The sequence below is a fragment of the Dyella sp. AD56 genome (genome assembly GCF_002878475.1).
GTDB lineage: Bacteria > Pseudomonadota > Gammaproteobacteria > Xanthomonadales > Rhodanobacteraceae > Dyella.
This window is the reverse complement of record NZ_NRDP01000001.1, coordinates 206841-228696: the sequence shown is the minus strand read 5'-3', so window position 1 is coordinate 228696 and position 21856 is coordinate 206841. Positions and strand designations below refer to the sequence as shown.

The 21856-nt window shown below is 63.9% G+C and carries 23 protein-coding genes, 1 pseudogene and 1 riboswitch; of the genes and pseudogenes, 22 read left to right on the top strand and 2 right to left on the bottom strand.

The annotated features are described in order from the left end of the window. Positions 1–12: 12 nt before the first annotated feature. Positions 13–387 (bottom strand): type 1 fimbrial protein, encoded by a 375-nt coding sequence (locus tag DyAD56_RS01030; RefSeq protein ID WP_102300871.1) that lies wholly within the window; start codon positions 385–387, stop codon positions 13–15. Between the two features lie 264 nt (positions 388–651). Beyond that, positions 652–1395, bottom strand: a complete 744-nt coding sequence (locus DyAD56_RS01025; RefSeq protein WP_102300870.1) for an FAD-binding oxidoreductase — start codon at positions 1393–1395, stop codon at positions 652–654. 93 nt (positions 1396–1488) lie between these two features. Here DyAD56_RS01025 and DyAD56_RS01020 point away from each other — a divergent pair, with 93 nt between their 5' ends. From DyAD56_RS01020 to ruvA, 22 genes and pseudogenes are all read left to right on the top strand, one after another. After that, on the top strand, positions 1489–2442 hold the full coding sequence (locus DyAD56_RS01020; protein WP_102300869.1) for an ABC transporter ATP-binding protein: 954 nt from the start codon (positions 1489–1491) through the stop codon (positions 2440–2442). Further along, positions 2439–3212 carry an ABC transporter permease gene (locus DyAD56_RS01015; RefSeq protein WP_102300868.1) on the top strand — a complete coding sequence of 258 codons (774 nt, stop codon included), beginning with the start codon at positions 2439–2441 and terminating at the stop codon, positions 3210–3212. Before DyAD56_RS01020 ends, DyAD56_RS01015 begins: the two co-directional genes overlap by 4 nt. Positions 3213–3269: 57 nt before the next feature. Continuing rightward, on the top strand, positions 3270–3989 hold the full coding sequence (gene rluF, locus DyAD56_RS01010; protein WP_102300867.1) for a 23S rRNA pseudouridine(2604) synthase RluF: 720 nt from the start codon (positions 3270–3272) through the stop codon (positions 3987–3989). A 492-nt stretch (positions 3990–4481) separates the two neighbouring features. Continuing rightward, positions 4482–4628 (top strand): hypothetical protein, encoded by a 147-nt coding sequence (locus DyAD56_RS23780; RefSeq protein WP_158241221.1) that lies wholly within the window; start codon positions 4482–4484, stop codon positions 4626–4628. 283 nt (positions 4629–4911) lie between these two features. Then, positions 4912–5148, top strand: a riboswitch (cobalamin riboswitch). A gap of 111 nt (positions 5149–5259) precedes the next feature. Next, positions 5260–7128 carry a TonB-dependent vitamin B12 receptor gene (gene btuB / locus DyAD56_RS01000; RefSeq protein ID WP_102300865.1) on the top strand — a complete coding sequence of 623 codons (1869 nt, stop codon included), beginning with the start codon at positions 5260–5262 and terminating at the stop codon, positions 7126–7128. Positions 7129–7242: 114 nt separating this feature from the next. Next, a complete protein-coding gene (locus DyAD56_RS00995; RefSeq protein ID WP_343125284.1) occupies positions 7243–7776 on the top strand; it encodes a hypothetical protein in 534 nt (177 codons plus the stop codon). Next, positions 7773–8393, top strand: a complete 621-nt coding sequence (gene cobO, locus DyAD56_RS00990) for a cob(I)yrinic acid a,c-diamide adenosyltransferase (protein ID WP_102300863.1) — start codon at positions 7773–7775, stop codon at positions 8391–8393. The genes DyAD56_RS00995 and cobO overlap by 4 nt, the downstream gene beginning before the upstream one ends. A gap of 45 nt (positions 8394–8438) precedes the next feature. Beyond that, a complete protein-coding gene (locus DyAD56_RS00985; RefSeq protein WP_102300862.1) occupies positions 8439–9737 on the top strand; it encodes a cobyrinate a,c-diamide synthase in 1299 nt (432 codons plus the stop codon). Then, positions 9734–10663 (top strand): adenosylcobinamide-phosphate synthase CbiB, encoded by a 930-nt coding sequence (cbiB, locus tag DyAD56_RS00980; protein ID WP_102300861.1) that lies wholly within the window; start codon positions 9734–9736, stop codon positions 10661–10663. The genes DyAD56_RS00985 and cbiB overlap by 4 nt, the downstream gene beginning before the upstream one ends. Continuing rightward, positions 10656–11654: a threonine-phosphate decarboxylase CobD gene (gene cobD, locus DyAD56_RS00975; protein WP_102300860.1), complete on the top strand. Its 999-nt coding sequence runs from the start codon at positions 10656–10658 to the stop codon at positions 11652–11654. The genes cbiB and cobD overlap by 8 nt, the downstream gene beginning before the upstream one ends. Then, positions 11651–13135, top strand: a complete 1485-nt coding sequence (locus DyAD56_RS00970; protein ID WP_102300859.1) for a cobyric acid synthase — start codon at positions 11651–11653, stop codon at positions 13133–13135. The genes cobD and DyAD56_RS00970 overlap by 4 nt, the downstream gene beginning before the upstream one ends. Continuing rightward, on the top strand, positions 13123–13644 hold the full coding sequence (gene cobU, locus DyAD56_RS00965; RefSeq protein ID WP_102300858.1) for a bifunctional adenosylcobinamide kinase/adenosylcobinamide-phosphate guanylyltransferase: 522 nt from the start codon (positions 13123–13125) through the stop codon (positions 13642–13644). The genes DyAD56_RS00970 and cobU overlap by 13 nt, the downstream gene beginning before the upstream one ends. Beyond that, a complete protein-coding gene (gene cobT, locus DyAD56_RS00960) occupies positions 13641–14690 on the top strand; it encodes a nicotinate-nucleotide--dimethylbenzimidazole phosphoribosyltransferase (RefSeq protein WP_102300857.1) in 1050 nt (349 codons plus the stop codon). The genes cobU and cobT overlap by 4 nt, the downstream gene beginning before the upstream one ends. After that, positions 14687–15265: a histidine phosphatase family protein gene (locus DyAD56_RS00955; RefSeq protein ID WP_102300856.1), complete on the top strand. Its 579-nt coding sequence runs from the start codon at positions 14687–14689 to the stop codon at positions 15263–15265. Before cobT ends, DyAD56_RS00955 begins: the two co-directional genes overlap by 4 nt. Beyond that, a complete protein-coding gene (locus DyAD56_RS00950) occupies positions 15262–15981 on the top strand; it encodes an adenosylcobinamide-GDP ribazoletransferase (RefSeq protein ID WP_102300855.1) in 720 nt (239 codons plus the stop codon). The genes DyAD56_RS00955 and DyAD56_RS00950 overlap by 4 nt, the downstream gene beginning before the upstream one ends. A gap of 101 nt (positions 15982–16082) precedes the next feature. Continuing rightward, entirely contained in the window at positions 16083–16415 is a 333-nt protein-coding gene (locus tag DyAD56_RS00945; RefSeq protein ID WP_102300854.1) for a zinc ribbon domain-containing protein, read from the top strand. 125 nt (positions 16416–16540) lie between these two features. Continuing rightward, the gene (locus DyAD56_RS00940) at positions 16541–17152 is read left to right on the top strand and encodes a DUF3011 domain-containing protein (protein WP_233202237.1); all 612 of its coding nucleotides are present in this window, start codon (positions 16541–16543) and stop codon (positions 17150–17152) included. Positions 17153–17288: 136 nt separating this feature from the next. Then, a pseudogene (gene aspS / locus DyAD56_RS00935) lies at positions 17289–19052 on the top strand (aspartate--tRNA ligase); the annotation flags it as partial. Positions 19053–19214: 162 nt separating this feature from the next. After that, positions 19215–19850 (top strand): alpha/beta hydrolase, encoded by a 636-nt coding sequence (locus DyAD56_RS00930; RefSeq protein WP_102301093.1) that lies wholly within the window; start codon positions 19215–19217, stop codon positions 19848–19850. Between the two features lie 103 nt (positions 19851–19953). Further along, positions 19954–20688 (top strand): YebC/PmpR family DNA-binding transcriptional regulator, encoded by a 735-nt coding sequence (locus DyAD56_RS00925; protein ID WP_102300852.1) that lies wholly within the window; start codon positions 19954–19956, stop codon positions 20686–20688. 36 nt (positions 20689–20724) lie between these two features. Beyond that, entirely contained in the window at positions 20725–21243 is a 519-nt protein-coding gene (ruvC, locus tag DyAD56_RS00920) for a crossover junction endodeoxyribonuclease RuvC (RefSeq protein WP_102300851.1), read from the top strand. Then, positions 21240–21839 (top strand): Holliday junction branch migration protein RuvA, encoded by a 600-nt coding sequence (gene ruvA / locus DyAD56_RS00915; protein WP_102300850.1) that lies wholly within the window; start codon positions 21240–21242, stop codon positions 21837–21839. Before ruvC ends, ruvA begins: the two co-directional genes overlap by 4 nt. Positions 21840–21856 lie beyond the last annotated feature (17 nt).

Sequence of the window (21856 nt, the reverse complement as noted above, 5' to 3'; positions counted from 1 at the left end):
AACGCCGATAAGTTAATCGTACGCTTGAGTGACCAGCTGCATGTGGACGTCCCCGGGAACGGAGGCGCGTACGTAGCCAGAAAAATAACTCACCAAGCGATCAGCACCCAGGCTGGAGGACTCCAGCGATTCCACGCTGACGGTATAGGCTTGTGGAGCCTTTGCCGAAAACGAAGCATCCGCGGTGCCACTGCAACCAAAGCGTGTGCGCGACGTATGGGCCATGCCTTGTGTGGCGGGCGCAGAGTCGGAGCCGCCCATGCTGCACGTCGGCGTTACCACCGCGCCCGAGAACGTGATCGTTCCGCCATCCGCATGCGCCAACGGCGCGCCTAGCGCCAAGGCGACGACGCATCCGATCCAGGTCTTGCGAGTCCAGCCCTTCATAAATGCCCCTTCCCGTACCCCCTGCGGAAAGCGGGGGTACCTGATGGGATCTATCGGCGTGGGTCACCGGGGCTTGATATCGGAATCCCGGGCGCACTCTCAGAGCGTGAACCAAGTCACACTTTTGGCGCATCCCACGAAGGGCGTACGTAGAACTACGTTGGGAAGTGGCGAAGGGCATCGCCGGGGCTGATCCGGTTAGCGGCCGGGCTCAGCCGAACTTGAGGGCCTTGTTAGGCAACGGTTTAGGAAACTATCCGCGATTCAACGTGAGGAAATGTATTTCTCGCGGCGGATATGCATCACCGGCAAACCGAAGTCCTTCAGGGCGGTAAAGGCCGCGTCGACCATGTTGGGGTTGCCGCACAGGTAGGCGATATCCCGCTCGGCGCTGGGCGCCAGCTCGGTCAGCACGTTCTGCACGTGCCCTGGGCGGTCGTTCGGACGGGGCTCTGCACGGGGCTGGCGGCTCAGGCAGCCGTAGAAGGAGAAGCCTGGGTTGGCCTGTGCAAAGGCTTCGAATTCATCGCCGTAGAGCAGTTCAGTTTCGTTGCGCGCGCCATACAGCAGCACCACTTCGCGGCCCTGCTTCACCAGCTCGGCGATCTGCGGAAGCATGGCGCGGTACGGCGTGACGCCTGTGCCGGTGGCCAACAGCAGGTAGCGTGCATTGGTGTCGCCCGCCTGCAGGACGAAACGACCGTACGGGCCGCTGGCGTTGATCTCGCCGCCGATCGGCAGCTCGCCCAGCAACTTGGTGGCCGCGCCGCCCTCCACATAGCTCACCGCGATTTCGATGCGCTGCACCGGCGAGGAGCCGTCGCCCACCGTGCCCACCGAATAGCTGCGCTTGGTGGCCGCACCGTCCTCGTAGTGGAAGTGGATCTGCAGGAACTGCCCCGGCGTGAAGGCCAGCGGTTGGCCGTCGGCGCGCTCGAACGCCATGTGCCGCACGGTGGGCGCCAGCATGGTGGAGTCGACGAGACGGAGCTGGAAATGATCGGCCATGGGTTTTCCGGGGAAACAGTGAGAACGCCGTTTGTGAACGGAGCGGTATGGGAAGCCACGTATAATAGAAGGCTGGCCCCTTCGGTGCAGCCCATGTCCCCCAGTTCCACACCCGCGCTGGTCGTCGAGAACCTGCGCAAGACCTACAGCAACGGCGTCGAAGCCCTCAAAGGCATCAGTCTCACGGTCCAGCCTGGCGATTTCTTCGCCCTGCTCGGCCCCAACGGCGCCGGCAAATCCACTCTCATCGGCATCCTGTCCTCCCTGGTGAACGCCACCAGTGGCGACGCGCAGGTGTTCGGCGTGTCAGTCAACAAGCAGCGTGGCAAGGCCATGCAGCTCATTGGCCTGGTGCCTCAGGAGATCAACTTCAACCAGTTCGAAAAGCCGTTCGACATCTGCGTCAACGAGGCCGGTTTCTACGGCATTCCGCGCAAGATCGCCGCCGAACGCGCCGAGAAGTACCTCAAGGAACTGCGCCTGTGGGATAAGGCCCAGCATCAGGCGCGCATGCTTTCCGGCGGCATGAAACGCCGCCTGATGATCGCCCGCGCGATGATGAACGAGCCCAAGTTGCTCATCCTCGACGAACCCACCGCTGGCGTGGACATCGAGATCCGACGCTCCATGTGGCAGTTCGTCAGCGGCATCAACGCCGCTGGCACCACGGTGATCCTCACCACGCATTACCTTGAGGAAGCGGAAACGCTTTGCCGCAACATCGCCATCATCGACCACGGCACCATCGTGGAAAACACCTCGATGAAGCGCCTGCTGGCTTCGCTGGACGTGGAAACCTTCGTACTGGACGTGAACCACCTGCCCGCCGAGCTACCCGCCATCCACGGCATCAGCCTGCGCCGCGTGGACGATCACACGATGGAGGCGGAGATGTCCCGCTCGCACGACCTCAACTCGCTGTTCGCCGGCCTGAGCGAGCGCGGCGTTACCGTGACGTCGATGCGCAACAAGACCAACCGCTTGGAGGAACTGTTCGTGCGACTCGTCGAGAACGGCCGTAAGGACACCACGGAGAAGGCCGCATGAACGCCGCTGGCAACCTCGTCGCACTCCACACCATCGTCCGCCGCGAGATCGTGCGCATCATGCGCATCTGGACGCAGACGCTGATCCCGCCGGCCATCACGATGACGCTGTACTTCGTCATTTTCGGCAAGCTGATCGGCAGCCGCATCGGTGAAATGCATGGCTTCACCTACATGCAGTACATCGTGCCCGGCCTGGTGATGATGAGCATCATCACCAACAGCTACGGCAACATCTCCAGCTCGTTCTTCGGCGCCAAGTTCAGCCGCGCCGTGGAAGAAATGCTGGTGTCGCCCATGCCCAACTGGGTGATGCTGCTGGGCTACGTCACCGGCGCAGTGGCGCGCGGCCTGGTGGTCGGCGCACTGGTGCTGTTGATCGCACTGTTCTTCACCGACCTGCATGTGGCGCATCCGATCATTACCTTCCTGTCGGTATTGCTCGGCGCCACGGTGTTTTCGCTGGCTGGCTTCGTCAACGCGGTGTTCGCCAAGAAGTTCGACGACATCGCACTGGTGCCGACCTTTGTGCTCACCCCGCTCACCTACCTGGGTGGCGTGTTCTATTCGGTGGATCTGCTGGGCCAACCCTGGCGCAGCATCTCCATGATCAACCCCATCCTGTACATGGTGAACGCGTTCCGCTACGGCGTGCTCGGCGTGAGCGACGTGCAGATCGGCGTGGCTTTCGCGGTGATGTTGGTGTTCGTGATCGGCCTGACCGCCGTGGCGCTGCACCTGCTCAAGCGCGGCGTGGGCATGCGTTCCTAACCGCAATATGCAGGAGCGCACAGCGTGCGCTCCTGCAAACGAACCAAAGATTGATCCATGCGCGTCAACAAATACATCAGCGAAGCCGGCATCTGCTCCCGTCGTGAGGCGGACGAACTACTACTCGCCGGCCGTGTCACCATCAATGGCGAAGTCGTCACCACCGGCGCGAAAGCACTGGAAGGCGACGAAGTGCGCGTGGATGGCGAGATCGTCAAGGCACGCATCCTCGCCGCCACACCGTCCGCCAAGCGCGCGGTGTACATCGCGCTGAACAAGCCGGTCGGCGTTACCTGCACCACCGACCAGACGGTGAAAGACAATATCGTCAATTTCGTCGACCACCAGGAACGCGTCTTCCCCATCGGCCGCCTGGACAAGGATTCCGAAGGCCTGATTCTGCTCACCAGCAACGGCGATATCGTCAACGAAATCCTGCGCTCGGAAAACAACCACGAGAAGGAATACCTCGTGGCCGTAAACAAGGCGGTGACCGACGAATTCCTGCAAGGCATGGCACGTGGCGTACGTATCCACGGCCAGATGACCAAGCCATGCAAAGTGCGCAAGATCGCCAAGTTCGGCTTCGCAATCGTCCTTACGCAGGGTTTGAATCGGCAGATTCGTTTGATGGCGGCGGAGTTTGGTTATCGCGTGACGCAGTTGCGGCGTGTGCGCATCGTCAACGTGAAGCTGGGGCATTTGAAGGTGGGGCAGTGGCGGAATCTCACCGATGCGGAGTTGAAGGGGTTGTTGCCTCAGCGGACGCAGTGGTAGTTGGCGTCAGGTTGCTCTTCTCCCTCGCCCCTTTGGGGAGAGGGTTGGGGTGAGGGGTGGGTGCTCGCCTCACCGTTTCTTCTTTGCCGTCGTCCCTGCGAAGGCAGAGATCGAGTTTCGCCAGTGGTCGGCTGTCGCCTCGTGCTTTATCGCGACCTGGCCGCTTACGCAGCGGGCGTTTCGATCGTCTGCCGACGACGCGAAGCTAGTCCCGTGGAACACAGCGGGTAGTTCGGAGCGCTTCGCAACGCGCCCTCGCGGAGAGGACTTAAAGCAGGCCTCGCTACGCTTCCCTACCGGTGTGGAGAACTCGCCACGGAACGGCATCGTCTTTCTCTTCTGCCTTGGCTTTGTGCACTAAAGCAGGAGCCACGCGACCCGCCGCGATGCGATGTGCGGCGCAGCTGCACGAGCCGTCCGCTTTCGCTTTTGACCTTCCGGCCCCCTGTGCGGCGGTGAGGGGTGGACGACAAGGCCCGCAGGGGGATCGGCATGGATGCCGATCCCTTTTCGCCAGGGCAGGAAGCCCTGTCGAAAAGCCCGGCCACCCCTCACGAACTGGCCGGCGCAGCCGGCCAGCGCCAAGTGGGGGTGCCCTTTCTTTGGGTTACTTTTCTTTGGGCAAGCAAAGAAAAGTGACTCGGCCTCCGGCAGGAGGTCGAAACGCCCGCCGCGTAGGCGGCCAGATCGACGCTACGCGACAATCGAGCGATAACGCTATTGGACCCCGGCCTACGCCGATGTGACGGCTAAAGATGAGACGATAAGGCGAGCACCCACCCCTCACCCCAACCCTCTCCCCGAAGGGGAGAGGGAGCAGAACTGGGGCTCTATGCGCGCACCGCGCATGACCATCCTCACCCCTCGGGGCCACGACACCACCACCAACCTCCGGCAGGGCCCCCACCTTCCCCCGTCTGCTACCATTCGCCCCGCCTGAGGTGACCATCGGCCAACCAGCCGATAGTTGAAACGGGAATCCGGTGCGGCGCCAAGGCGCCTATTCCGGAGCTGCCCCCGCAACGGTAGGCGAGTGCGATCCAGGGGATCGACGGAGCGACAGGAAGCCACTGTGCCGAGCGCATGGGAAGGCGTCGTTCTGGAAGACACATGTCTTCACCCGCGAGCCCGGAGACCGGCCTCGAGGTATGACCAGACTGGCGGTGGGCCATGTTGGGGAGCCGTGCATGCTGCACGGGTGCCTAGCCTTCTTCCGCCTGTCTTTTTTTCATGCAATCCGCGCGGGCAGGCGCGGTTGAGGAGCTGTGTTTTGGCCATCCGAATTTCCACGATCCGTCGTTCCGTGCTGGCGACGGCGCTGTTGAGCGTCATTTTTCCCGCGTTCGCTGACGACACGACCAACCTGGACGGCGTCGTTGTCACCGCTACGCGCACCGAGCAGACCCAGAACCAGACACTGTCGGCCGTCACTGTGATCGACCGCGCCGATATCGAGCGTCTGCAGCCAGCGTCGCTGGGCGACTTGCTGCGCGGTACGCCGGGCATGCAGATCGCTAACAACGGTGGCCCGGGCAAGTCCACCAGTGCGTTCCTACGTGGTACCGAGGCGGACCACGTGCTGGTGATGATCGACGGCGTCAAGATCGGCTCGGCCACACTGGGCCAGGCGGCTCTGCAGGACATTCCAGTCGATCAGATCGAGCGCATCGAAATCGTGCGCGGCCCGTTCTCCAGTCTTTACGGCTCGGAAGCGATTGGCGGCGTGATCCAGATCTTCACCCGTCGCCCGGAAGGTGCCTTCGTGCCGTCCTTTAGCCTGGGTGTAGGCAGCTACCGTGACCTCAACGGTTCGGCGGGCTTCGCTGGCAAGAGCGGCGATGGCTGGTACTCGCTGGAGGTGTCGCACGACCAGACCCACGGCATCAATTCGTGCCGTATCGGTGCGGCCGAAGTGGGCGCTGCGTGCTTCGCCGACCAGCCGGACAAGGACGGCTATCGCAATACCGCGTTGACTCTGCAGGGTGGTTACAAGTTCGACGAGCAGTGGGATGCGGACGTGCGCCTGTTCCGCAGTGAAGGCCACAATTGGTATGACGGCAATTACACCGACTCCGACAAGAGCGCCACGCAGGTGGTGGGTGGCCGCGTGCACTATCGCCCGGCCAGCAACGTCAAGCTGACGCTCAGCCTCGGCACCAGCGACGATTTCGAGAAGGATTATCTCCAGGGCGCGTACGTCAGTCGCTTCGACACGCATCGCGATGTCGGCACCGCGCAGGCGGACATTGGCTTCTGGGGCGGCCTGCTTAGCACGGGCTTCGACTGGCAGCGCGATCAGGTGGACAGCACGGCGGGTTACATCAACCCATTTACGCAGGCTCCGATCGACAGCCGCATCAACCGCGGCGTATTCGCGCAGTGGCAGCAGACCTTCGGCAGCCAGTCGGTGCAGGCCAGCGTGCGCCACGACGACAACAGTCAGTTCGGCAGCAAGAACACCGGCAGCCTGCTGTGGGGCTGGGACTTCACCCAGACCCTGCGCCTCACCGCCAGCTACGGCACGGCGTTCAAGGCGCCGACCTTCAACGACCTGTATTACCCGTACTACGGCAACCCGGACCTCAAGCCGGAAACGGCGCACAACATCGAGCTCGGTCTGCGCGGTAGCTATGGCTGGGGTTACTGGTCGTTGAATGCGTTCCGCAACAACGTGAACAATCTCATCACCTACGATGCCGCTACCCAGGCGGCAGCCAACGTGGACAAAGCACGTATCCGTGGCGCGGAAGGCGTGGTGAGCGGCCATGTCGCCGGCTGGCTGGTGACGGGTACGGCCACTTGGCTGGATCCGCGTGATGAATCCACCGCCTACGAAGGCAACCTGTTGCCGCGCCGTGCGCGCCAGACGGGTAATGTCGATATTGATCGCACCTTCGGCGATTTCAGCGTGGGTGGTACGTGGTTCGTGTCGGGTCGCCGTTACGACGATCTGGCCAACCAGCACCCGCTGGGCGCCTATGCGATCACCAATCTGCGCGTGGCCTACGCCATCTCTCGGGACTTCAAACTACAGCTGGCGCTCAATAATGCGTTCGCCAAGAACTACGAGACCGCCTGGTACTTCAATCAGCCGGGTCGTAACTACATGTTGACCCTGCGTTATCAGCCTGCGCAGTAAGCCATGACACCGGGCCCCGCACGGGGCCCGGTGCTGTTCCACGATGCATCGATCAGGAGAGCTTCCGTGAAAGCACTGTCGGTTTCCCGTTTCAACGCGCTCTGGCTGGTGCTGATGGCGGTGATGATCGCCACCCGCTTCAAGCACTTCGGCGACGTGCTGCACTTGCCCGATGCGTCGATGGCGGTGTTCTTTCTCGGCGGCCTGTACTTGCGTCACCACTGGACGTTCGTCGTGATGGTCCTACTTTCAGTCGCGCTGGACTGGGTGTCCATCAGCTTTGCGGGAGTGAGTGATTTCTGCATCACTCTCGCTTACTCGTTCTTGCCGTTGGCGTACGCGGTGCTGTGGTATGCAGGCCGTTGGTACGCACCACACATGGATCGACGCATGCTGTCGCTACTGGGTGCGTTCGGCGTATCGCTTGTCGCTGCCGTGTTGTCGTTTGCCATCTCCAACGGCTCGTTCTATTGGCTGGGTGGTCGCTACGCGCAGCCGCACATGACCGAATACGTGTCGCGCTTGTGGCTGTGGGGGCCGTTGTTCGTGCGTACCACCCTCATTTACGTGGCTGTGGCGCTGGTGCTGCATGCGCTGATTGAGCGGCTCGCGTCGTCTTCCTCTGAACACGGGAACGCAAAGATATGAACGAGCACCACGACGCATCGACCCCAGAAGAGCGCCACCGCGAGCGCATGCAGCGGAAGAAGGAGCTGGTGGATCGCAAGATTGCCCGCGCCACCATCGAACGCGGCGTGTTGGTAGTGAACACGGGCAACGGCAAGGGCAAGAGTTCATCTGGCTTTGGCATGCTCGCGCGTTCGCTGGGGCACGGCTTCCGTTGCGGCGTAGTGCAGTTCATCAAGGGCAGCTTTTCCACGGGCGAAGAAGCGTTCTTTCGTCGCTTCCCGGAGGAGCTCGACTACCACGTGATGGGCGAAGGCTATACGTGGGAAACGCAGGACAAGGCGCGCGACATTCAGGCGGCGGAAGCGGCCTGGGCCGTGGCGGCAGGGATGCTTGCCGATCCCTCATACGATTTTGTACTGCTCGACGAGCTCAATATCGCGCTGGTGAAGGGCTACGTCGATGTGGTGAAAGTATGCGATGCGTTGCGAGCGAGGCCACCGCAGCAGCACGTAGTGATCACCGGGCGTGGCGCGCCAGACGCGCTGGTCGAACTGGCTGATACAGTGACGGAAATGCGCGTGGTAAAGCACGCGTTTCAGGCGGGCATCAAGGCACAGAAGGGCATTGAGCTCTGACGCGTCGTCCGGGCGTGTCGAGTGGGTAAAGATCAGGAGTCATCGATGAGCGGCCAAAGCGTCTCGTGTCCCGCATTGCTGGTGTCTGCACCGGCGTCGGGGCAGGGCAAGACCTCGGTGACGGCAGCCCTGGCGCGCTGGCATACCCGCAATGGCAAGCGGGTGCGTGTGTTCAAGACGGGGCCGGATTTCCTCGATCCGATGGTGTTGGAGCGGGCGAGCGGCACACCGGTGTACCAGCTCGATCTGTGGATGAATGGTGAGGATGATGTGCGTGCGCGGCTGCATGAAGCGGCTGGCGCGGCGGACCTGATCCTTATCGAAGGCGTGATGGGCCTGTTCGATGGCGGCCTGTCCAGCGCCGATCTCGCGCAGCGCTTTGATGTGCCCGTGCTGGCCGTGATCGACGGATCCGCCATGGCGCAGACGTTCGGCGCGCTCGCGCTCGGGTTGGCGCGTTATCGCGAAGGCCTGCGCGTGCATGGCGTGGCCGCCAACCGGGTGGGCAGTGCGTACCACGCACAATTGCTTGCCGGCAGCCTGCCGGGCGATTTGCATTGGCTCGGAGCATTGCCGCGCGACGCGGCGATGGCGCTGCCGGAGCGGCACCTCGGCCTGGTGGCCGCCGCGGAGCTGAGTGATATCGATGCGCGGCTGGACGCACTGGCCGACGCATGGGCGACGCACGCCTCCGCCGAACTCCCTCCACCAGTGTCGTTTCCAACCGCCTCGCGCTCTGCCGTGCCGAAGACGTTGCATGGCGTCCGCATTGCTGTTGCACGCGATGCAGCCTTCTGTTTCCTCTATCCGGCCAATCTCGACTTGTTGCGCGAGGCCGGTGCGGAGTTGCGGTTCTTCTCGCCGCTGGCCGGTGAGGCGTTGCCTGCTTGCGATGCGGCATGGTTGCCAGGGGGCTACCCCGAGCTGCACCTGCTGACGCTTTCGCAACAGGACGCCTTGCGTCACGAGCTGCACGCACACGTGGAGGCCGGCCGCCCATTGCTTGCTGAATGTGGCGGCATGCTCTACGCGCTCGATTCGCTGGCGAGTGTCGATGGCTCCGCATTCCCCATGACGGGGTTGTTGCAGGGGCGTGCGCAGATGCAGTCGCGTCTGGGCGGTCTTGGTATGCAGTCCGTGGCGTTGCCTGAGGGCGAGCTGCGCGGGCATACCTTCCACTACGCCTTGGCGCAGATCGACGAAACACCTCTGGCCATGGCGAGTAATCCCGACGGCGGACCGAGCAGAGAAGGTGTGTATCGGCGCAAGCGTTTTACGGCGAGCTTCATGCACCTCTACTTTCCTTCCAATCCTGACGCAGCAGTAGCCTTGTTCCGACCATGATGACCGCGCTGGCCATGGTGTTGGCGGTACTGCTGGATGCGTGGCTCGGCGAACCACGGCGATGGCACCCGCTGGTGTGGTTTGGACGTCTGTCACGCTTCATTGAGTCTCGCTGCCACGCCGATCGGCGCATCGCCGGTGTTCTGGCGTGGGTGTTGGCCGTGCTTCCGCTGACGGCGGTGACATGGTGGTTCGATGCATGGTTTTTGCATAAGGCCTCGTGGCTGTCGTTCGCTTTCGAGGTGTTCGTGCTCTATCTCGTCATCGGTTTGCGCAGCCTCGCCGACCACGCCATGCCTGTTGCACGTGCGCTTATCGATGGCAACCTCGTTGGCGCCCGCGCTGCGGTGGGGCGCATGGTGAGCCGGGATACCGGTGTACTGGACGATGCGCAGGTTGCCGCGGCAGCGACGGAATCGGTGCTGGAGAACGGCAACGACGCGGTGTTCGGCGCGCTGTTCTGGTTTGCCGTGCTCGGCGCGCCCGGTGCTGTGCTTTACCGGTTGGCCAATACGCTGGATGCGATGTGGGGTTATCGCACCGCACGTTACGAGCGCTTCGGCTGGGCCGCGGCGCGCATCGACGACGTACTCAATTTTCTTCCGGCGCGGCTCACCGCGTTGAGCTATGTGCTGCTGGGTGATGCGACGGGTGCATGGCGCTGCTGGCGTACGCAGGCACCGCAATGGGATAGCCCCAATGCCGGGCCGGTGATGGCGTCGGGCGCAGGTGCTCTCGGGGTGTGCCTCGGCGGTGCGGCGCCTTACGACGGGGTGTGGGAACTGCGTCCAGCGCTTGGTGAGGGTGAGCCGCCTGACGCGCATGCCATCGTGCGCGCGTTGCGGCTGGTTCGGCGCAGCGTTGCCTTGTGGCTGGGTGTGATGGTGCTGCTAGGACTCGTGCGATGGGGCGCTGGCCATGCTTGAGCATGGCGGACGCCTGCTGCAAGCGGCCCGTACCTACGGCATCCCGCCAGATCGCTGGCTGGATCTTTCCACCGGCGTCAGCCCGTTTGCATGGCCTGTGCCGTCGGTACCCGCTTCGGTGTGGCAGCGGCTGCCCGAAGACGATGACGGACTGGTGGAGATCGCCTGTGCGTATTACGGCGCGTTGCACGTACTGCCTGTCGCCGGTTCGCAGGCCGCCATCCAGGCCTTGCCCGTGTTGCGTCCGCCGTCGCGTGTGGGCGTGATTGCGCCCGGCTACAACGAACATGCGCATGCGTGGCGCCGTGCCGGTCACATGGTGGATATGCTGCCTGCAAGCGCCTTGCTGGCTGACGTGTCGCGTTTCGATGTGGTCGTGCTAATCCATCCGAACAACCCCGGAGGCGATCGGTTCGATCCGGCGGCCTTGCGCGCCTGTCATCAGGCGCTGGCATCGCGTGGTGGCTGGCTGATCGTCGATGAGGCTTTTATGGACGCGACGCCGGGCGAGAGCCTGTGTGGCGAGACGTGGCGCGAGGGTCTGGTCGTGCTGCGCTCCGCAGGCAAGTTTTTCGGGATGGCCGGTGCGCGCGCGGGATTCGTCGCGGCGCAACCCGAGTTGCTTGAAGCGCTGCGCGACCGGCTGGGGCCTTGGACGCTCAGCGGGCCGACGCGTTTCGTGTTGAAGCAGGCGCTTGCCGATGTGGCATGGCATGCGGAGGCGCGCGAGTGGTTGCGCTCGGCCAGCGATCGCCTGGCGTCGATGCTGTCGCGTTATGGGATGGTGCCCACCGCAGGCTGCGCCTTCTTCCAGTGGTGGCAGAGCATGCATGCAGAATCCGTGCACGTGGCTTTGGCGCGGCAGGGCATCCTGACCCGGCTGTTCTCGACACCGGCCAGCCTGCGTTTTGGCCTGCCCGCCGATGCCGATGCTTTCCAGCAACTCGACGAGGCGCTGCAATCACTCAAGCGGGAGAAGCTGTCGCCATGACTGCCGGTGTGCTGATGGTGCAGGGCTGCACGTCCGATGCGGGCAAGAGCACGCTGGTCGCGGGTCTGTGTCGATGGCTTTATCGGCGCGGCGTGTCGGTGGCGCCGTTCAAGCCGCAGAACATGGCGCTCAATTCCGCGGTAACGGTGGATGGCGGGGAAATCGGCCGCGCGCAAGCAGTGCAGGCGCAGGCGGCGGGGCTGCTTCCGCACACCGACTTCAATCCGGTGCTGCTCAAGCCCGACAGCGACATTGGTGCACAGGTGATCGTGCATGGGCATGCCATAGCCACTATGGACGCGCGCCACTATCACGACTACAAGCGCATCGCGATGGATGCCGTACTGGCCTCGCACCAGCGGCTGGTGGATCGCTACGAGGCGGTGATCGTCGAGGGTGCCGGCAGTCCCGCCGAGATCAACCTGCGCGATCGCGATATCGCCAACATGGGCTACGCAGAAGCGGTGGACTGCCCGGTCATCCTTATCGCCGACATCGACCGCGGCGGTGTATTCGCACATCTGGTCGGTACGCTGGCGTTGCTCTCGGAAAGCGAGCGGGCACGTGTGGGCGGCTTCGTGATCAATCGCTTCCGTGGCGACATCGCCTTGCTGCAGCCAGGGCTGGATTGGCTGGAGCGCGAGACCGGCAAGCCGGTGCTCGGCGTGTTGCCTTATCTGCATGGCCTGCAATTGGAGGCCGAGGATGCCTTGCCGCGCGAGGCCGCCTTCAAGGCGAACGCCCGGCTGCGCGTGGTTGTGCCGGTCTTGCCGCGCATCAGCAACCACACCGATTTTGATGCGCTGCGTGCGCACCCGGATGTCGAATTTCAGTTCGTGGGTGCGAATGAATCGCATCCAGCGGCGGATTTGATCGTGTTACCCGGCTCCAAGAACACACGCGCCGATCTTGCGTGGCTGCGTGAGCACGGGTGGAACGAAACGCTGGCGAGACATCTGCGCTATGGCGGCAAGGTGATTGGCATCTGCGGTGGCTTCCAGATGCTGGGGGGATTCGTGCATGATCCACAGGGTATCGAGAGCACGCCGGGCTCGAGCAATGGACTGGGTTGGTTGCAGATGGAGACCACGCTGGAAGCACGCAAGCAATTGCGGCGCGTGGAGGGAAAGCTAGTCCTGGAGGGTGCAAAGGTGAGTGGCTATGAAATCCACTGCGGCGTCAGTCGCGGCGAGGCGCTAAGCCGACCGGCGAGCATCCTCGGCTCGGGCGAACTTGACGGTGCGCTGACGGATGACGGCCAGATCCTCGGCACCTACCTCCACGGGCTGTTCGACGAGCCGCAAGCGCTTGCGGCGCTGCTCGACTGGGCGGGCCTGCGGGGTGCCGTTCCACTCGACATGCATAAGCTGCGCGAAGCTAGCATCGACCGCGTGGCTGACGCCGTGGAGGCTCATCTGGACACGACGGCCTTGTGGCAATGGCTGCAGCCTTCAGGGGAGCCCTTGCCATGCGTACGTTGATTCTGGGGGGCGCCCGTTCCGGCAAGAGCGCGCTGGCTGAGCGTATGGCTACCGCATCGGGGCACGAGGTGGTCTATATCGCGACGGCGCAGGCGCACGACGCGGAAATGGCCGCGCGCATCGCGCACCACCGCGCACAGCGTCCCGCGCACTGGCTGAGCGTCGAAGAACCCCTGTCGCTGGCGGCCGCGCTGGAGGCGCATGCGCGCCCAGGCCGCTGTGTGCTGGTGGACTGCCTCACGCTGTGGCTCAGTAATCTGCTGGGTGACGCCGATAGCGAACGTTTCAAACAAGAGCACGATGCATTGCTGCACCTGCTGCCTTTGTTGAAGGGGCAGGTGCTGATGGTCAGTAACGAAGTGGGGCTGGGCGTGGTTCCCATGGGCGAGCTATCACGCCGTTTCGTCGATGAAGCCGGTCGTTTGCACCAGGCGCTCGCCGCCCAGTGCGAAAGGGTGCTGTTCGTGGCCGCCGGATTGCCGTTGCCCCTCAAAGGAAGCCTTGCATGAGCCAAGACTGGCTGACCGAACCGTGCTTCGCCATTGATGAGGCGAGCCGTCAGCGCGCGCTGGAACATCAGTCGCAGCTAACCAAGCCGCCGGGTTCGCTGGGTACGCTGGAGACCCTGGCCGTGCGCCTGGCCGGCATGCAGCATGTGGTGACGCCGTCGGTGCAGTCGGTGTGGATCAGTGTGTTCGCGGGCGACCATGGCGTAGCCGCCGAAGGCGTGTCCGCGTTTCCTCAGGTGGTCACGGGGGAGATGATCCGCAACTTCGCCAATGGTGGCGCGGCCATCAGCGTGCTCGCGCGCAGCCTTGGCGCCATGCTTGAAGTGGTGAACCTGGGCACGGTGAACGATCCAGGCGAGCTGCCGCATGTGCGCCGCGCGGTTATTGCCTCGCAGACGCACAACTTTTGCGAACGCCCCGCCATGAGCGCGGTGCAGTTGGAACTGGCGTTGCGTGCCGGCGTCGAGAGCGCACAGGCAGCGCAGGACGCTGGGGCAAAACTGTTTATCGGCGGCGAGATGGGCATCGCCAATACCACCTCTGCCGCGGCACTGGCCTGCGGCCTGCTGGGCGATTCCCCGGGTGCGTTGGCCGGCGCCGGCACGGGCCTCGACGCCAAGGGCATTCAGCACAAAGTGACGGTGATCGAGCGCGCGCTGGCGCTTTATCCGTCGGACGATGACGACGCGTTGGCCTGGCTGGGGCGCGTGGGCGGCTTCGAGATTGCCGCATTGTGTGGCGCGTACATCAGTGCGGCGCAGCGTGGCATTCCCGTGCTGATCGATGGGTTCATCACCACCGCCGCGGCGCTGGCGGCGGTACGCATCAATCCGTCGTGCCGCGCGTGGATGTTCTTTGCGCATCGTTCGCGTGAGCGCGGCCATGCGCGCCTGCTGTCCGTGCTGGAGGCCGATCCCTTGCTCGACCTTGGCCTGCGTCTGGGCGAGGGCAGCGGCGCGGCGATGGCGGTGCCGCTGATGCGTCTGGCCTGCGACCTGCACTCCCGCATGGCGACCTTCGCACAGGCGGGGGTGAGCGGCACATGATCGGCAAACATGTCGGTATCGATCTGTTGCGGCATGGCGATACGGGGCAGCGAAGTTATCGGGGTCAACTCGACGATCCGCTCAGTGCGCTCGGCTGGAGTCAGTTGCGGGCGGCCATCTTTGGGCGCAGTTGGGATGCCATCGTGACTTCGCCGTTGCGTCGTTGCGCGGAGTTTGCGCAGGATTTGGCGCGAGCGCGCCGCGTGCCGTTGCGCGTCGATCCGCGTCTGGTCGAGTACCACTTTGGCAAATGGCAGGGCGTGCCCATCGAGACCCTGGCGAAAGATCAGGGTGACGCGCTGGGCCGTTTCTGGAGCGATCCGGTGGCGCATCCACCGCCGGGTGGCGAGGCGTTCGCCGACTTCCGCGATCGCCTGTGCGCGGGTTTGAACGACGTGGCTGAGGCCGCGCAGACGCAGCGCGTTTTGGTGGTGACGCATGGCGGAGTGATCCGCTTGCTGCGTTGTGAAGCGGAAGGCCGTGATTTCGGCGAGATGGCCAACATCGACGTGCCGCATGCATCACTGCATCCACTGCACTGGGCCGCGCCATCCGGGGCGCAGGCTAGCGCCTGATGCGCGGTTTGTTCGCCGCCATCGGCTTCCTCACGCGTGTGCCGGTGCCGGCGCGCGTGTTTGATGGTACGGCTTCGCCGTCGGCGCAACTGGCGTGGTACCCGGTCGTTGGCTTGTTGATCGGCGGCGTGCTGTGGTGCCTGGGCTGGTTGTTGTCCGGGGCGCCACCGTTGCTGGCAGCAGGCCTGCTGCTTGCCGCCTGGGTGGTGCTTACCGGAGCGTTGCATCTGGATGGCCTGGCCGACAGTGCGGACGCATGGGTTGGTGGTCTCGGCGACCGCGAGCGCACGCTGACCATCATGAAGGACCCGCGCAGCGGCCCGATCGGCGTCACGGCCGTCGTGTTGGTATTGCTGCTGAAGTTCGCCGCGCTGGCAAGCCTTCCGCATCCTTCGGCGGCTTTGTGGCTGGCGCCGCTGTTGGGGCGTGCCGCGCTGACGCTGGCCTTCATGACGACGCCCTATGTGCGCAGCGGTGGGCTGGGTAGCGGCCTCGTCGGAGAATCGCGGGGTGCCTGCACGCTGGCTGTGTTGTTGACGGGGGTGTGCTGCCTGCTTGCCGGCTGGCTTGGCTTGCGCGCACTGATCGTCGCCGGGGTGGTTTTCACCTGGTGGCGATGGGCGTGCTGGCGTCGCCTCGGCGGTATGACCGGGGACACCTGCGGAGCGCTCGCCGAATTGAGTGAAATGGCCGTGCTGGTGGCGTTGGCGCTCTAGGTATCTGCGCAAATCGTTGAATTCGAGCCGTTCGCCTCGATAATGGTGGGCTGTCGCCGGTAAGTGATCTGGCGCGCGGCGACCGAGCCTCCGGAGTTTCCATGCCTATTTACGAATTTGAATGCAGCAGCTGCGGCCATCGTTTCGACCGCCTGCAAAAGATGTCCGATCCCGATCCGTCGGTGTGCCCTGCCTGTGATGTGGCCGAAGTGAAGCGCCGCCTGAGCGCGCCGGGTTTCCGTCTGGCCGGCAGCGGCTGGTATGAGACCGACTTCAAGAAGGACGGCGACAAGAAGCGCAACCTGGCTGGCGACGGCGGGGCAGCTTCGTCGGGGTCGTCCGGCTCTTCCGGTTCGTCCAGCTCGTCCAGCTCATCAAGTTCCTCTGGCACATCCAGTTCTTCAGGGTCATCCAGCTCATCCAGCGATAGCTGATCGAGCGAGCTGCCTGAACGGCGGATAGCCGTCCGGCATGTTTTTGCGATAAGTCGCAAGATATTCAAATCCGGTTGAAGATCCGCCCACTAGCGTGATGCCCCATCACAGCAAGGAGTGGGTGGATGTTCCGGACAAGAACGGGCTTGATGGGCGTAGCGGCGGGCCTGTTGGCCGGCCTGATGTGGGTATCCGCACCGGCCGTGCATGCACAGGGGCGGGACTCGATACGTTGCGGCAGCAACGACGGGCGTTTTCAACGTTGCCAGGTGCCCTGGCGCGACGCCGAGATCATCCGGCAGGAATCGAACAGCCCGTGCACGCGAGGCCAGACCTGGGGCGTCGATCGCGGCGGCCTGTGGGTGGATCGCGGTTGCCGTGGTCAGTTCGTCGAGATGGGCCGGGGCGGCGGCTATCGCCCACCGGATGGTGGCTACTACCCGCCGGATGACGGTCGTTACCCGCCGCCGGGTTATCCGCCGCCGGGTTACCGCCCGCCGGACAACGGCTGGCGGCCGGGTCCTGACTGGGATCGCGAGATCCGCTTCCAATGCGAGAGCAATAGCCACGAGTACCAGTTCTGCCAGGTAGACGTGGGCGGGCGCGGTGACGTGCGCCTGGTGAGGCAGCTTTCCGGCACCGGTTGCCAGGAGGGCTACAACTGGGGCTGGAATCGCGCTGGCGTGTGGGTTTCCAAGGGCTGCCGCGGCCTGTTCTCGATCAATCGTCGCTGGTAAGCGGCTAAAAACGGGCATCGGACGCGGTTGCACGCCGCGTTCGATGGCCGCCCCTGGGCATGCCGGTGTTAACATTCCGGGTCTTCTTGTCCACGCATCACGCCGCCCAGACGGCCCGGAGTTCCAAGCGCATGCGCACGCATTTTGCGGCCTCATCGATGAGGCACTGGTCGGTCAGACCGTCACCCTGTGTGGCTGGGTCAATACGATTCGCAAGCAAAGTCACGTGGCTTTTATCGACCTGCGCGACCACGAGGGCCTGGCCCAGGTGGTGATCGAACGCGAGAACGACGAAGCTTTTACCCTGGCTGACCAGATCGGCAACGAATACTGCCTGCGCGTCACCGGCACCATTCGCAAGCGCCTGTCGGTGAACGACAAGTTGCGCACCGGTACGGTGGAACTGTTGGCCGACAAGGTCGAGATTCTCAACGCCGCGAAGGATCTGCCGTTCGCGATGCACGAGAACCCCAACGAGGACATGCGGATGACTTACCGCTACCTCGACCTGCGCCGCCCCGACATGCAGAAGATGTTGCGCACGCGCATCAAGCTGGTGCAGGCGCTGCGCCGTTACCTCGACGCACGTGGCTTCCAGGACGTCGAAACGCCCATCCTCACCAAGGCCACGCCGGAAGGTGCGCGCGACTACCTTGTGCCCAGCCGTGTGCATCCGGGTCAGTTCTACGCGCTGCCGCAGTCGCCGCAGCTGTTCAAGCAGATCCTGATGATGGCCGGCTTCGATCGCTACTATCAGATCGCTCGCTGCTTCCGCGACGAAGATCTGCGCGCCGACCGCCAGCCGGAATTCACCCAGCTCGACCTCGAGTTCGCCTTCGTCGAAGAAAAGGACGTGCAGGATTTTGTCGAGGCGCTGATCCGCCACGTGTTCAAGGAAGTGGTGAACGTCGAACTCGATGAAGCGTTCCCGCGCATGACCTGGGCCGAAGCCATGCGTCGTTTCGGCTCGGACAAACCGGACCTGCGCATCGCGCTGGAACTGGTAGACGTGGCCGATGCGCTGAAGCACGTCGAATTCAAGGTGTTCGCCGAACCAGCCAACGCGCCGAACGGCCGCGTCGCCGCGCTGCGTGTGCCGGACGGCGCCAACCTGAGCCGCAAGGACATCGACGGGCTCACCGAGTACGTCGCCAGGTACGGCGCGAAGGGTTTGGCCTGGATCAAGGTGGACGATCTCGCCAAGGGCCGTGACGGCGTCAACTCGCCGGTTGCCAAGTTCCTCGACGACAAAGCGCTGGACGCGGTGCTCAAGGCGACGGGTGCGCAGTCGGGCGATATCGTGTTCGTGGGCGCTGGCACCTGGAAGGTCGTCACTGACTTCATGGGCGCGTTGCGCCTGAAGGTCGGCAAGGATCGTGGCCTGGTCGAAAACACCTGGAAGCCGCTGTGGGTCACCGACTTCCCGATGTTCGAGTACGACGAGGAAGAAAAGCGTTTCGTCGCGCTGCATCATCCGTTCACTGCGCCGAAGGTCGATGACATCGCCGACCTGCGCGCCAATGCTGCTATCGCGGTGAGCCGCGGTTACGACATGGTGCTCAACGGTAACGAGATTGGTGGCGGCTCCATCCGTATCCACCGCCCGGAGATGCAGAGCACGGTGTTCGATCTTCTGGGCATCGGTCCGGAAGAGGCCGAAGCCAAGTTCGGCTTCCTGCTCAAGGCGCTGAAGTTCGGCGCGCCGCCGCACGGTGGCCTGGCCTTCGGCATCGACCGCATTGCGGCGCTGATGGCGGGTACGGAATCGATTCGCGACGTGATCGCCTTCCCCAAGACCACCAGTGCGCAGGATCTGATGACGGATGCACCGTCGACGGTCAGCGACGCGCAGCTGAAGGAGTTGCACGTCAAAGTGGCGGCGGAATCCAAGTCGGCTTGATCAAGGCATGGGTGACGTGCGAGTCGCACGTACCTGACCCGCTAGTCGCGGGTCTGCGTCGCGGTCGCGCCGCAACTTTTCTTGCAGAATGGACTCTTCAGAATGACCGGGTTTTCCAACCCGGTCATTTCTTCCTACATCGATGAATGCCCCGCACACCCCATGACCGATCACGTCATTCTCCTGCACGGCCTGTGGATGCGCGGCTTTGCGCTCCTCATGCTGCACCGGCGGATGATGGAGGCCGGCTTCCGTGTTCATCGCTACGATTACATGAGCGTGGCTGCCACCCAGTCGCGCATCCTGGGCAGCCTGCAGTCGCGCGTCCAGGAGCTGGGGCAGGACGGACACACCGTGCATCTGGTTGGCCACAGCCTTGGTGGCCTGCTGGCCTTGCGCGCCTGTGCGGAGGGTGAACTGCCTCCCGGGCGCGTGGTCTGCCTCGGCTCGCCGCTCAAAGGCAGTGCGGCTGCGCGCCGTTTTGCCGGTATGGGGCGCGGCGGGGAGGTGTTGCTTGGCCACAACCGCGAATTGCTGGAATACGGTTTCGACCGCTGGGACGGTGAGCGCGAGGTTGGCGTGATCGCCGGCCGGGTGCCGTTGGGCCTGGGGGCGATGATGGGCCAGTTCGACAGCGACAATGACGGTTGCGTGACGGTGGATGAGACCTGCTTGCCGGGCATTGCCGATCACTGTGCCATCGAAACCAACCATACGGGCCTCCTGTTTTCGCAAGAGGCGGCGCGACAGGTCACGCAGTTCCTCCATAAGGGGTGTTTTGACCACCCGGAAGCCTGAGAAGGCCGCCATCTGGCGTGCTTTGGGATGGCGCTTGCCCGTCTGACACCCTGAAGCGATAGAATTCGCGGCTTGTCCGTCCACCAGCTTTGCAGGAAGTGTCATGGGTAGAGGCCCGTCCATCGAAGGTCGCAAGAACGCCGAAGACGCCAAGCGCGCCAAAGTGTTCACCAAGCTGATCCGCGAAATCACCGTCGCCACCCGCGCCGGTGTGCCCGACCCATCGCTCAATCCGCGCCTGCGTTCGGCCGTGGACAAGGCGTTGTCGGCCAATATGCCCAAGGACACCATTGAGCGCGCGGTCAAGCGCGGCTCGGGCGCCGACGGCGGCGCGGCGATGGAAGAACTGCGCTACGAGGGCTACGGCCCGGGCGGTATCGCGCTGATCATCGACTGTTTTACGGATAACCCGACCCGTACTGTCGCCGATGTGCGCCACGCGCTGACCAAGCATGGTGGCAACCTGGGCACCTCCGGCTCGGTGGCTTTCCAGTTTGCTCGTCTGGGTGAGTTGGCGTTCGCCACCAACGGCGACGAAGCCGCCGAGGAAAAGGTGCTGGAAGCCGCACTTGAAGCCGGCGCCGACGACGTGGTGAACGAAAACGGCGAAAGCACTGTGCTGTGCGCGCCAGAAAACTTCGAAGCCGTGCAGCACGCGCTGACCGCTGCAGGCTTGAATGCGCAGCATGCTGGCGTAGGTATGCGCCCGAGCAACCGCGTGCCGGTGCCGGAAGAGGCGCTGGAGCCGTTGCTCGACCTGCTGGAAAAGCTGGACGGGCTGGATGACGTCAGTGACGTCTCACACAACGCATTGCTGCCGGCCGAGGCCGCCAGCTAAATCACCGAGCCGTCCAGGCCCGGTGATACTTCGCCCATGACCCGCATCATCGGCATCGATCCGGGCAGCCAGCGCACGGGTGTCGGCATCATCGATGTCGACGCCAGCGGCAAGCTGTCCCATGTTTTCCATGGCGCGCTGGTGGTGGCTGGCGAGGCCACGTTTCCGCTGCGCCTGAAACGCATATTTGACGAGCTGTGTGACATCATCGCCGCCCATCGACCGGACGAGTGTGGCGTGGAGCGCGTATTCATGGCGCGCAACCCGGACTCGGCATTGAAGCTGGGGCAGGCGAGGGGCGCCGCGATCTGCGCGGTGGTCAGCCAGGGGATCGCGGTGCACGAGTACGCAGCGACGGAAGTCAAACAGGCGGTGGTCGGCAGCGGCCGCGGCGACAAGACCCAGGTTCAGCACATGATTGGTGTCCTGCTCGGACTCAAGGGCCCGTTGCAGGCCGACGCGGCGGACGCGCTCGCCATCGCGGTGACTCACGCCCACACGCGCGCAAGCCTTGCGCGCGTGGGCATTCCCCGTACCGCCTGGAGGCGTCGATGATTGGTCGTTTGCGTGGCACCCTCATTTCCAAGCAGCCGCCGTGGCTGATGGTGGAAGTGGGTGGGGTGGGCTATGAGCTCGAAGCGCCCATGTCTACCATTTACGACCTGCCGCCCACCGGCAAGGAAGTCATCCTGCTCACGCATTACGCTGTAAAGGAAGACAGCGTGGCGTTGTACGGCTTCATGCACGAAGCCGAGCGCAGCTTGTTTCGCAACTTGCAGAAGGTCAGCGGCATCGGCGCGAAAATCGCGCTCGCGGTGCTGTCAGGCGTGGCCACGAACGACTTTGCACGCCTGGTGCAGGCTGGCGACGTGGTGGCCCTGACCAAGATTCCGGGTATCGGCAAGAAGACGGCCGAACGCATGGTGGTGGAGCTGCGCGATCGCGTGGACGGGCTCGCAACCACCTTGCCCGGCGCTCACCCGATGACGAACGGCGCGCCGCTTGACCCGGCTGGCGAAGCCACCGTGGCGCTGCAGCAGTTGGGCTACAAGCCGGCGGAAGTGACCCGTCTGGTGCAAAAAGTCGCCGCCGAAGGCGACACCGCCGAAGCTATCATCCGCAAGGCGCTGCGCGCCGCACTAGGGAATTAAGACGTGACCCCGGATTC